Origin of the sequence: Streptosporangium sp. NPDC001681 (assembly GCF_040298085.1) — a bacterium.
In the GTDB taxonomy this organism is placed as follows: domain Bacteria; phylum Actinomycetota; class Actinomycetes; order Streptosporangiales; family Streptosporangiaceae; genus Streptosporangium.
On record NZ_JBEOZN010000069.1, the window covers coordinates 38,736 to 50,222 of the forward strand.

Consider the following 11,487-nt stretch of genomic DNA (forward strand, 5'->3'; position numbering starts at 1 on the left):
TGTGCTCGGCGTCCCGGCGTGTACGGGGGGTCGCCGGGGGCGTGAGTACGTCCTGTGGGCCTTGGCGGTGGTGGTTCGGCTGGGTCTTCGCGAGCGGGAGCCGGTCGGGGATCTCACCTGCGGCCGGTCCCGCCTCGGAAGGAGGGGTTTCGGCGCGGCCGGATGACCGGCGCCGGGCGGCCCGGTCGCCCCCGTCACGTCTCCGGTCTCTCTCCGGGGCGGGGGTCGGCATCCAGGTCCAGGCCGAGGGCGTGCAGGAGGGTACGGAACTTGGCGGAGGTTTCGGCCAGTTCCTCTTCGGGGACCGAGCCCGCCACGATCCCGCCGCCGGCGAACAGCCGGATGCCCGCGCCGGTCACCTCGGCGCAGCGGATCGCCACCGCCCACTCGCCGTTGCCCGAGGTGTCGCACCAGCCGACCATGCCGCTGTAGAAGCCCCGGTCGAAGGGTTCGATACCGGTGATCGCGGCGCGCGCCGCGGCGGTGGGGGTGCCGCAGACCGCGGGGGTCGGGTGCAGGGCGACGGCCAGGTCGAGCGCGGTGGTCCGGGGGTCGGCGAGCCGGCCGGTGATCCTGCTGGACAGGTGCCACATGGTCGAGGTGCAGATCAGTGACGGCTCGGACGGGACGCTCAGTGCCCGGCAGTGTGGGGCGAGCGCGGCGGCCACGGCCTGGACCACGACCGCGTGCTCATGCTGGTCCTTGGCCGAGCAGAGGAGCGCCGCCGCACGGCGGCGGTCCTCCGCGGGGTCGGCGCTGCGCGCGGCCGAGCCGGCCAGCGGGTTGGCGACGACGGCGGGACCGTCCCTGGAGACCAGTAGTTCCGGGCTGGCGCCCACCAGGGTCCGTCCGCCCGGCAGGTCGATGGCGAAGACGTGGCCGTGCGGATCGCGCACCGCCAGGCGCCGGACCATCGAGGCGACGTCGGCGGGCTCGGGCCTCGTCAGCTCCAGGGACCTGGCCAGCACCACCTTCTCCACCGATCCGGTGCGGAGCAGTTCCAGTACCCGCCGGACGCCTTCCAGGTGGCCCGCGGGTGTGGGGACGGGGGTGATCCGCCATGGCCGGGTGCTCTCCCTGCGTGGCGGCTCGCCGGGCAGGAAGGGGTCGGCCCAGCGGGTGCGCAGGGGAGTGACCAGGTGCGCCGAGGCGGGGTCGTCGAACGGGACCGCACCGAGGATCAGGTCGCCGTGTCCGCGTACGCTCTGGGCCAGTTCCCGCAGGGTGCGCACGGGTGGCAGCACGGCGGCGACGCCTCCGGCGAGGAGGGTGTGCCGGGGGGAGGAGAAGATCGATGAGGAGCCTGGCCGGTACTCGTCGAGAAGCTCGGTGGCGCTGACCGCCTCGTATGCGATAGTCAAAGCTGACCTTTCGGGGGATCTCATGCCCGGAGCGTGGCGCCGCCGTCCACGTACAGGTCTTGCATGGTGATGTGCCGGGCACGGTCCGAGGCGAGGAACAGCACCGCCTCGGCGATGTCCGAGGGATCGGCCAGCCGGCCCAGCGGAATGCCCACGCGGTAGGAGGACGGATCTCCCTCAAGCACGCTGCGGGGGTCGAGCCCCGCCTGCATCGCGGTGTCCGTCGATCCGGGCGAGACCACGTTGCAGCGGATGCCGTGGCGGGCGAGTTCCAGTCCGGCGCATCGGGTGAACATGACCGCGGCGGCCTTGGAGGCCGCGTATGCCGCCATGCCGACGCGCGGCACGCCTGCGGCGTTGGAGGCCACGGTGACGACCGTCCCGCGACCGCGGGGGATCATGCGGCGGGTCACGGCGCGGACGGCGTGGAAGACCCCGCCGGCGTTCACCGCGAACACGTGCTCCCAGTCATCGGTGCTCAGATCGGTCACCGCGCCGGTACGCAGCACGCCCGCGACGTTGACCAGGAGGCCGATCGGTCCCAGTTCGTTCTCGACCCTGCTGACGACGGCGTCAACCTGGCCGGGGTCCCTGACGTCGGCCAGGTGGCGGGCGATCGGCTCTGGCCGGCTCTCCCAGGGCTCGTCGCGCACATCGACTCCGGCCACGATCATCCCGGCACGGGCGAGAGCCGTCGCGACGGCGGCTCCGATGCCTCCCGCGGCGCCCGTGACAAGGGCCACCGCCCCGGGGAGGCCGGGATGGTCTTGCCTGTTGGTCACATACACCTCACTAAAATGTTTAGGTTAGCCTTACCTTACTTGCATCGTGTGTCAGGAGTAGGTCAGGTGGGCATGGAAGGTGATCTGGTCATGATGATATGCCTCTTGACGTCGGCGTCAATAAGGGGAATCTTAGGTGAGCCTTGCCTAATTAAAACCTGTCTCAGGGGTCTCTCCGGTCACTCGTTCGGCGCCGTGGCCAGGTCTTCCTCCGAGAGTGCCGAGTGATCCTTCATCCGCGCCCCCGGATGCCTGGATCCGGGAGGGGAGCGACGGTCGTCACGTGTCCATCCGGCAGGTGACCTCCGTGCGCGTCGCTCGCCTCCCCTCCCTGAGAGGGGCACACGATTCCGATCCCCGGGCCGGCTGCCCGGGATGTTCCCGCTGGAGGTATTCGATGACCAATCCGTTCGACGACGAGAGCGCGCCGTTCCTGGTGCTGGTGAACGCGGAGGGACAGCACTCGCTGTGGCCCGCGTTCGCCGACGTCCCCGGGGGCTGGGAGGTCGCCCACGGTGAGGACTCTCGCGCCGGGTGCCTGGCCTACGTCGAAGGCTCCTGGACCGACATGCGCCCCAGGAGCCTTGTCAGCGCGATGGGCGGCTGAGCTCCGGCCCCTTCGCGGCCCCGTGCGATCCTCGGGGTCGCGAGGGCCCTCGCGGCGGTCCAGGAGACGGCGAAGGGCGCCCTCACGGACCGGGAGGTCTCGCGGGGCGCCCTTCGAGGCGGGTCAGCTGGCCCAGTCGAGCAGCGGGCGTGTGTTGCTGGGGTGGCGGAGCTTGGAGAGCGACTCCTTCTCCAGCTGGCGGATGCGCTCGCGGGTCAGGCCGAGGTGCTTGCCGATCTCGTCGAGAGTGTGGGGCTTACCGTCGATGAGACCGAAGCGCAAGGCCATGATCTTGGCTTCCCGTGGGGAGAGGTTGCCGAGCACACCGCGCAACTGCTCGCCCAGCAGCTGGCGGTCGACGACCTCCGAGGCCTCTGGCGAGTCGATGTCCTCGATGAGGTCACCGATGGTGGTCTCGCCGTCCTCGCCGATGGTGGCGTTGAGGCTGATCGGCTGGCGGCTGGTGCGCAGCAGCTCCTCGATCTGGTCGGGAGTCTTGTCCAGCTCCACGGCAAGCTCGTCCGGCGTGGGCTCGCGGCCCAGGCGCTGGTGCATGTCGCGCTCGATGCGCGACAGCTTGGAGAGCATCTCCAGCACGTGCACCGGCAGCCTGATGGTGCGGGCCGAGTCGGCGAAGCCGCGCTGGATGGCCTGGCGGATCCACCACATGGCGTAGGTGGAGAACTTGTAGCCCTTGGTGTAGTCGAACTTCTCCACCGCGCGGATCAGGCCGAGGTTGCCCTCCTGGACCACGTCGAGCAGGGCCATGCCCCGGTCCGTGTACTTCTTCGCCACGGAGACGACCAGGCGGAGGTTGGCCTCCAGCATGTGGTCCTTGGCCCGGCGGCCGTCCTCGGCGATCCACTCCAGGTCGTCGCGCATGACCGCGGACAGGCCCGGCTCGGCCTCCAGCTTGGACTCGGCGTACAGGCCGGCCTCGATGCGCTTGGCCAGCTCGACCTCCTGGGCGGCGGTGAGCAGGGTGCGACGGCCGATCGACTTCAGATAGGTGTGCACGGAGTCGCCCATCACGGAGGAGTGGTCGTCCAGGTCAAGGGTCGACTCGGCCTCCGTCTCGGCCTCCGGCTCCTCCGGGGGGTTCCACTCGTCGTCCGCCTCCGCCGCGGCGTCCTTGCCCTTGGCCCTGTCCTTGGCCTCGGCCTCGGTCTTGGCCGACGCCTTCTTCGCGGGTGCGGGCTTCGCCTTGCGGGCGGTGCTCTTGCGGGTGGTCTTCGCCGCCTTGGCGGTGGCAGTGGGGGACACGGGCTCGTTCTCGGCGGCCAGGCTGACGCCGGCCTCGGTGAGCTCTCGCAGGATCGCCCTGCCCTCGGTGGGGCTGATGCCCGCCTCGGCGAAGGCGTGACGCAGCTCCGCGAGTGAAAGGTGGCCCTGAACTCGCCCTCGGTCAATGAGCTGTTCGAGGGTCGTCGGGGCTTCAGATGAGGCCGCCACGGCGGTCGGGGGCATGAGGACACCTCCTCCATCACGGAGTCGTCTGATTACGGTTTTCAGTCGTCGGGTGGGGCGGTCTGGGGCCGCTCGGCGCACCAGTACCAATAACCACAGCCAAGAACTTTCTGTTCCCGACTTGACTCGGAAAATATGATGGGTGGACCGTCCTCTCGGCGATCCACCCACGTATGAGTGCCTGGTACGGCCCTATTCGGGCACGTCCGAGGAATCCTCGATCACGTCCAGAGGGCCCTCGACCATGGGCATCGGGAAGGGTTCGGCCTCCTCCATGCGGTGCTCCGTCCAGTAGCCGATGACCTTCTCCGGATCCGGGTTGACCTTCTCGGAGATCACATAGCCCTCCGAGGACGGGGGCGGTGCCGTCGGCGACGGCACCTGCGAGGGCGGGCCGCTCCAGGGCGAGGACGGGGCGGGGTCGTGCGGAGCGACCGGCACCGGCTCGCCTGATGTTCTCCCGGTCTTCCCGATGCCTCCCGCCGCGGCGGCCGCCGTGACGGAGATGCCACCGGCCAGGACCAGGCTCACGATTCCAGCCGAGACCCATGTCTTCCGGGTGACGTTCATCGAGATTGTCCTCCTGCTTCGGCTATCCCTTGGACGTGTGACAGCGTCTTCACGGTTCCCGGTCACGACCATAACGGAGAGTTTCCAGGTCCGGCTTGCCGTTGGCCAAAAGCGGTATTTCGGTCATTACGATCAGCTCGGCGGGGGCCGCGTAGGCGGGTAGCCGCTCCTTGGTGAAGGCGCGCAACTCGGCCAGGGACGGCGGGGCCTGCGAAACGACGAAGGCCACCACCCGCTCGCCCCACTCGGGATCGGGGCGGCCGACCACGGCGACGTCGGTGATCGCGGGATGCTCGGCCACCGCGGCGGCCACCGCCGCGGCGACGACCTTCTCGCCCCCGGTGTTGATGACGTCGTCGGCCCGCCCCAGCACGCGCAGCCGCCCGTCGTCCAGGGTGCCCAGATCCGAGGTGAGGAACCAGTCGCCGTCGCGCACGGCCTCGGTGAGGCCGCGTTGGAGCCGGTAGCCGGAGAACAGCACCGGCCCGCTCAGGCGGATCCGGCCGTCGCCGCCGATGCCGATGCCCACCCCGTCGAGAGGCTCGCCGTCGTAGACGCACCCGCCGCAGGTCTCGCTCATGCCGTACGTGGTGACCACCCGTGCGCCGGCCGCGCGGGCCGCGTCGAGCAGGTCGGGGGGAGCGGCGGCACCGCCGAGCAGGATCGTTTTGAACACCGACAGATCCGCGTGGAGCAGGCGGCGCAGCTGGGTGGGCACCAGCGAGACATGGTCCGCACCGCTGGCGAGCACCGCCTCGGGGGAGAACCCCTCGTGCGTGATCGGCTCGGTCCCGCCCAGCAGCGACCTGACCAGAACCTGCAGGCCGGACACGTGGGAGGGGGGCAGGCAGCAGAGCCAGCGCTCGCCCGCCTCGGCGTCCAGGCGCCGCAGCGAGGCCGACGCCGAAGCCCTCAGCGCCTCGGCCGACAGTTGCACGCCCTTCGGAGTGCCGGTCGAACCGCTGGTGGCGATGACCACCGCCACCTCGGCGGGCACGCCGACGCCGTCCTCGCGGCGGACCCCGTCGACGTGGGTCGGGCGCAGCGCCTCCAGCGTCGCCCGCAGTGCGGGGGCGGGCAGGGAGGGGGAGAGAGGCAGGATGGCCGGGCCCTGGCCGTCCAGTGCCGAGCCGACGGCCCGGAACAGTTCCGGACCCGCCGCGGACACCACGGCGTGCAGTTCTCGTTGCACGGAAAGCCACTCCTCGTGCACAGGAATGGTCATCACAGTCGTAAGGTTAGTGCCGAAAGCCGGACAACGGCCGGGGACGGCCCCGGCGCAGCGGAGGGGGCGAAGTAATCGTGGGCACGGAGAGAGTCGAGCCGGGCGCGAACGAGCAGGTGGCGGCGGAGACGACTCCCGAGCGGGATGGTGCGGTCGACTGGAAGAGGTCCGGTCAGTACGAGGACATCGTCTACGAGACCGGCGAGGGCATCGCCAAGATCACGATCAACCGTCCGGAGCGGCACAACGCGTTCCGTCCGACCACGCTCTTCGAGCTCAAGGAGGCCTTCAACGCCGCTCAGGAGGACTCCGAGGTCGGTGTGATCATCTTCACCGGTGCGGGCGACAAGGCCTTCTGCTCCGGCGGCGACCAGAAGATCCGCGGTGACGACGGCTACGTCGACAAGTCCACTCCGCACGTGGGCAGGCTCAACGTTCTGGACCTGCAGGTCCAGATCCGCCGCTGCCCCAAGCCGGTCATCGCGATGATCGCCGGTTACGCCATCGGCGGCGGCCACGTGCTGCACGTGTGCTGCGACCTGTCCATCGCCGCCGACAACGCGGTCTTCGGCCAGACCGGTCCCAAGGTCGGTTCCTTCGACGGCGGCTACGGCTCCTGGCTGCTGGCCGAGACCGTGGGCCTGAAGCGGGCTCGCGAGATCTGGTATCTCTGCCGCCAGTACGACGCGCAGACCGCCCTGAACTGGGGCCTGGTCAACGCGGTCGTTCCGCTCGCCGAGCTTGAGGCCGAGACGGTCAGATGGGCCAGGGAGATGCTGGAGAAGTCGCCGCTGGCACTGCGCATGCTCAAGGGCGCGCTGAACGCGGTGACCGACGGTGCCGCCGGGATGCAGCAGTTCGCCGGCGACGCCACCCTGCTCTACTACATGAGCGAGGAGGCGCAGGAGGGCCGCGACGCGTTCAAGGAGAAGCGCGCCCCCGACTTCGGCAGGTTCCCGCGCCGCCCCTAGGGGCAGCGAAGATCTGAACGGGTTCGGTCCCGAGGCGCACCGTCCCGCGTAGGCGAGGCCGGTTTCGCGCGCCTCGGGATGGACCTACCCCCAGGGTGCGGAGTTAAGGAGGCGATGCGGTGAATCCCGCGACCGCGCTCGCGACCGTGCTGGTCGACGAGCTCGCCCGCTGCGGTGTCACGGACGTGGTGCTCGCGCCGGGGTCGCGCTCGGCGCCGCTCGCCCTGGCCGTGCACGCCGACAGCCGCATCCGGCTGCACGTGCGGGTGGACGAGCGCTCGGCCTCCTTCCTCGCGGTGGGGCTGGCCCGCCGCAGCGAGCGGCCGGTCGTCCTGATCTGCACCTCCGGCACCGCGGCGGCCAACTTCCATCCGGCCGTCATCGAGGCGCACGAATCGGGGGTGCCGCTGCTGGTGCTCACCGCCGACCGCCCGCCCGAGCTGCGCGACACCGGCGCGAGCCAGACCGTCGACCAGATCAAGCTGTACGGCACGGCCGTCCGCTGGTTCAGCGAGGTCGGCGTGCCCGAGGAACGGCCGGGGCAGGTCGCCTACTGGCGGTCGCTGGCCTGTCGCGCCTACCAGCGCGCGCTGGGCCCGTACGACCCGGGCCCGGTCCACCTCAACGTGGCCTTCCGGGAACCACTGATCCCTGACGGCGACCTCTCCTGGTGCGAGTCCCTGGAGAGCGACGCGCCAGGGCCGTGGATCCGCGCCAGGATGGGCTCCCCGTCGGTGGCGCTGCACCTGCCGCCGACCCGGCGGGGCGTGCTCGTCGTCGGCGACGGCGCGACCAACGTGCGCCGATACGTGGCGGCGGCGGGCATGGCCGGGTGGCCCGTCCTGTCGGAGCCCAACGGCGGCGCCCGCTACGGCGACCACGCGATGTCCACCTACCACTTCCTCCTGGGCACCCCGGAGTTCGCCGACCGGCACCGGCCGGACGTGGTGGTCACCCTGGGTCGTCCCGGGCTGTCACGGCCGCTGCTCAACTGGCTGAGGCACGCGGACGAGCACATCGTGGTCGCCGCCGACATGACCCGCTGGCCCGACCCGACCCGCTCGGCCACCCAGGCCGCCCAGGTGGTGGAGATCCCGATCCCGGCGGGCGACGACACGTGGCTGCACTCCTGGCGCCGCGCCGAGACGGCGGCCAGGACCGCGATCGACGACGTGCTGGACGGGACCGGGCTCAGCGAGCCACGCCTGGCCCGCGACCTGGTGGACGCGCTGCCCAACGGGTCCCTGCTGTTCTCCGGCTCCTCCATGCCGATCCGCGACCTCGACCAGGCGATGCGCTCCCGGCGGGGACTGCGGATCCTGGCCAACCGGGGAGCGGCGGGAATCGACGGCGTGGTGTCGGCCGCGATGGGCGCGGCCCTCGCCCACAACGGTCCCTCCTACGCCCTGATGGGCGATCTGACCTTCCTGCACGACCAGAACGGGCTGGTCCTCAGCCCTCGCGAGCCCCGTCCCGACCTCTGTCTGGTCGTGGTGAACAACGACGGCGGCGGGATCTTCTCGCTGCTTCCCCAGGCCACGCTCCGCGACCCCTTCGAGCGGATCTTCGGCACCGCGCACGGGGTGGACCTGGGCTACGTGGCAGCCGCCACCGGCACGCCGTACACCTTCGTGAACGAGCCGGGCCAGCTGGTGAAGGCGCTGCGCGGTGAGGGGCTGCGCATCGTCGAGGTGCGGACGGAGCGGGAGTCCAACGCGACGCTGCACGGCATGATGCGTGACGCGGCCCACGCCGCCGTCCGCGATGTCATGTCTTGACGCCCGCCCCCGTGCCGGTGCCGGTGCCGGTGTGCGGCGAGGTCAGGTGATGTCGCGGCGGAGCGTCAGCGCGCGGGCGGCGAGCACGATCACCACGACATAGCCGGCGAACAGCAGCCCGCCCCCCCAGGCGGGCAGCAGCTCACCGCCCTGCATGTGCATGCCGCCCAGGGCGCGGGCCGCCCCGGTCGGCAGCCACCGGCCCAGGCCGGGCAGGAGCATGGTGAGCAGGTAGTCGGCGTACATGAACCAGACCAGCGCCACCGCCACCGCCGCGACCTGGTTGCGGACCAGAGCTCCGAGGCCCACTCCGAGCAGGCCGTACAGGACGACGCTGAGCACCGAGCCGAGCAGTACCACCGGCACCCGGGGGGTCCACACGGGATGACCGGCCAGGCCGAGCATGACCAGGCCCGCCGCCAGCGTGACCAGCGCCGACACGGCGCCGACGAGCAGCCCGACGATCCCGTACGCGGCCAGCTTCGCCCCCACCACCCGCTCCCGCCGAGGGGTGACCAGGAACTGCCAGGTGATCGTCTGGTGGCGGTTCTCCCCGGCCATGCCCAGGACACCGAGGATCAGGGCGAAGACATAGGACTGCTGGGCCATGTTGTAGACGTTCTCGATCTGCGGCGCCGTCGCGCCGCCCGATCCCGCCAGCGCGACCATCAGCCCCGCCCAGAGCACGCACAGCGGGGGCGCCAGGGCGACGAGGATCCAGGTGACGCGGCTCGCACGGGCCTTGAACAGCTCGGCGCGGATCAGGCGGCTCATTCGGTCACCTTCACGTACAGCTCCTCCAGGTCGGTCTGCGGGGTCAGCGGGCCCTGCCAGGCGAGGCGGCCCGCGGTAAGGATGATCACGTGGTCGGCGATCTGCCGGATCTCGGCGAGCACGTGTGTGGAGACCAGGACCGTGCGGCCCTGATGGGTGTAGGCCCGCAGGAAGCCCCGCAGCCAGCGCATGCCCGCCGGGTCCAGGCCATTGGCGGGCTCGTCGAGGATGAGGATCTCCGGGTCTCCCAGCAGGGCGGAGGCCAGGGCGAGCCGCTGGCGCATGCCCAGGGAGAAACCCCGTACCCTGCGGTCGGCCGCGGCGGTGAGGTCGACCTGCTCCAGCGCGTGCGCCACGCACGCGGGATCCAGTCCCGCGGCGAGGCGGAGCGCCTCCAGGTGCGCGCGGGCGCTCAGCCCGGGGTGGAAGGCCGTCGACTCCAGTACCGCGCCGACCGTGGCGACGGGCCGGTCCAGGTCACGGTAGGCCGTGCCGCCGATCGTGGCGGTGCCGCCGGTGGGCGCGACCAGGCCGAGGATCATGCGCAGGGTGGTGGTCTTGCCCGCCCCGTTGGGGCCGAGAAAGGCCGTGAGCGTTCCTCGCTCCACGGTGAAGGACAGATCGTCCACGGCGCGCACCTCACCGAACGACTTCCCGAGATGAGTGACGCTGATTGCTGACATGGCCTCGACGATGACCCGTCGGCAGGTGCTGGCGCATGGTTCCGGAGGTGGAGCCGGCAACCTCCACCCGGGAGGGGAGCGTCGTGCGGTCGGGTGGAGGCATCTCCACCCTGGGGTCCATGGTCCCTTCCGGCGGGCACCGGTAGCTTGTCGTCGTGGCCATCCTCCGCAGCCCGCCCGTGCGCAGGCTTCTCGCCGTCCTGCTGGTGGGATACCTGCTCTTCGGCCCGGTGGCCGCCGCCGTCGAGGTGGGACCGCCCGGGCTGTTCGCGGTGATCCCGATCGGCGCTCTCACCGTGGGCTGTTGCCTGTGGGCGCTGTGCGGTGAAGACCTCCGGCGCAACGTCCCGCTGCTCGCCCTCACCCTGGCCGGGGGGCTTGCCCTGCACGCGATCAGCCTCTACAGCGGGATGGGATTCCTGTACGTCGTCGTCTTCGTCGCACCGTTCAAGACTCGTTTCTGGCCGGGGGCGACGCTGGTCACGGCCGACCTCGTCGGCGTGACGGCGCTCTCCTTCGCCCTGGGCATCCCTTCCGGGGAAGTCTGGGGCAACACCGCCGGGCTCGCCTACTCCGCGGTCTTCGTCTTCCTGCTACGGCATGTGAAGACGACCAGGGAGCACGGAGCGGCACTCGCCGAGGCGCGGGCGGGCGAGGCAGTGCTCGCTGAGCGGGCGCGGCTGGCCAGGGAGGTCCACGACATCCTGGCTCACTCGCAGTCGGCGCAGATCGTCCATCTGGAGGGGGCGCGGCTGCTGCTGGAGCGGGGCGACGATCCGGCGGCGGCGCTCGACCGGGTCGAGCGGGCGGTGCGGCTGGCGCGGACCGGGCTGGAGGAGACCCGCCGGGCGCTCGACGCGCTGCGCGGCGAGGAGCTGCCGCTGGCCGAGCGGCTGGAGCGGCTGGCTGTGGAGTTCCGGTCGGTGACCGGGGTGTCCTGCACGGTCTCGGTCACCGGGAACCTCGACTCGCTGGAGGCCGGAGCCCGGCTGGCGGTGGCCAGGACCGCTCAGGAGGCGTTGACGAACGTGCGCAAGCACGCGCCGGGCGCCGCGGTCTCGGTGGCGCTGCGCCGCGTCGAGGGCTGGTGTGAGCTGGAGGTGTGCGACACCGGTGGCCGGCCGGGCCGGCTGGCGTCGTCGGGAGGAGGATACGGGCTGGTGGGGATGCGCGAGCGGGCCGAGCTGATCGGCGGGTCGCTGGCCGCGAGGCCGGGTACGGAGGGCTTCAGGGTCCTCCTGCGGGTCCCGGCGTGAGTCGCCCACGGCG

General features: G+C 71.2%; 11 protein-coding genes. 4 read left to right on the forward strand and 7 right to left on the reverse strand.

Annotated features, from left to right (window positions below):
- Nucleotides 1-194: 194 nt before the first annotated feature.
- Together ABT130_RS28015 and ABT130_RS28020 are read right to left on the reverse strand one after the other, a co-directional pair.
- On the reverse strand, nt 195-1,361 hold the full coding sequence (locus ABT130_RS28015; RefSeq protein WP_350960132.1) for an isochorismate synthase: 1,167 nt from the start codon (nt 1,359-1,361) through the stop codon (nt 195-197).
- A gap of 20 nt (nt 1,362-1,381) precedes the next feature.
- A complete protein-coding gene (locus ABT130_RS28020; RefSeq protein ID WP_502992224.1) occupies nt 1,382-2,149 on the reverse strand; it encodes a 2,3-dihydro-2,3-dihydroxybenzoate dehydrogenase in 768 nt (255 codons plus the stop codon).
- A 391-nt stretch (nt 2,150-2,540) separates the two neighbouring features.
- On the opposite strand from ABT130_RS28020, the gene ABT130_RS28025 reads away from it, so the two are divergent.
- Nucleotides 2,541-2,750 (forward strand): MbtH family protein, encoded by a 210-nt coding sequence (locus ABT130_RS28025; protein ID WP_350960138.1) that lies wholly within the window; start codon nt 2,541-2,543, stop codon nt 2,748-2,750.
- 123 nt (nt 2,751-2,873) lie between these two features.
- Here the strand turns inward: ABT130_RS28025 and ABT130_RS28030 are convergent, their stop codons facing one another.
- The 3 genes from ABT130_RS28030 to ABT130_RS28040 form a co-directional block, all read right to left on the reverse strand.
- Entirely contained in the window at nt 2,874-4,217 is a 1,344-nt protein-coding gene (locus ABT130_RS28030) for an RNA polymerase sigma factor (protein ID WP_350929030.1), read from the reverse strand.
- A gap of 192 nt (nt 4,218-4,409) precedes the next feature.
- Nucleotides 4,410-4,787, reverse strand: coding sequence for a hypothetical protein (locus ABT130_RS28035; protein WP_350960140.1), 378 nt, complete (start codon nt 4,785-4,787; stop codon nt 4,410-4,412).
- 49 nt (nt 4,788-4,836) lie between these two features.
- Nucleotides 4,837-6,012 carry an AMP-binding protein gene (locus ABT130_RS28040; protein ID WP_350960143.1) on the reverse strand — a complete coding sequence of 392 codons (1,176 nt, stop codon included), beginning with the start codon at nt 6,010-6,012 and terminating at the stop codon, nt 4,837-4,839.
- 116 nt (nt 6,013-6,128) lie between these two features.
- On the opposite strand from ABT130_RS28040, the gene menB reads away from it, so the two are divergent.
- Nucleotides 6,129-6,983 carry a 1,4-dihydroxy-2-naphthoyl-CoA synthase gene (menB, locus tag ABT130_RS28045; protein ID WP_350960152.1) on the forward strand — a complete coding sequence of 285 codons (855 nt, stop codon included), beginning with the start codon at nt 6,129-6,131 and terminating at the stop codon, nt 6,981-6,983.
- Between the two features lie 119 nt (nt 6,984-7,102).
- Nucleotides 7,103-8,761 (forward strand): 2-succinyl-5-enolpyruvyl-6-hydroxy-3-cyclohexene-1-carboxylic-acid synthase, encoded by a 1,659-nt coding sequence (menD, locus tag ABT130_RS28050; protein ID WP_350929038.1) that lies wholly within the window; start codon nt 7,103-7,105, stop codon nt 8,759-8,761.
- Nucleotides 8,762-8,803: 42 nt separating this feature from the next.
- Here menD and ABT130_RS28055 read toward each other — a convergent pair whose 3' ends face one another.
- Both ABT130_RS28055 and ABT130_RS28060 read right to left on the reverse strand, forming a co-directional pair.
- The gene (locus ABT130_RS28055) at nt 8,804-9,535 is read right to left on the reverse strand and encodes an ABC transporter permease (protein WP_350929040.1); all 732 of its coding nucleotides are present in this window, start codon (nt 9,533-9,535) and stop codon (nt 8,804-8,806) included.
- Nucleotides 9,532-10,218, reverse strand: coding sequence for an ATP-binding cassette domain-containing protein (locus ABT130_RS28060; RefSeq protein WP_350929042.1), 687 nt, complete (start codon nt 10,216-10,218; stop codon nt 9,532-9,534). Before ABT130_RS28060 ends, ABT130_RS28055 begins: the two co-directional genes overlap by 4 nt.
- A 155-nt stretch (nt 10,219-10,373) precedes the next feature.
- Between ABT130_RS28060 and ABT130_RS28065 the strand changes: the two genes are divergently transcribed.
- Nucleotides 10,374-11,474, forward strand: a complete 1,101-nt coding sequence (locus ABT130_RS28065; RefSeq protein ID WP_350960146.1) for a sensor histidine kinase — start codon at nt 10,374-10,376, stop codon at nt 11,472-11,474.
- The last annotated feature ends 13 nt before the right edge of the window (nt 11,475-11,487 follow it).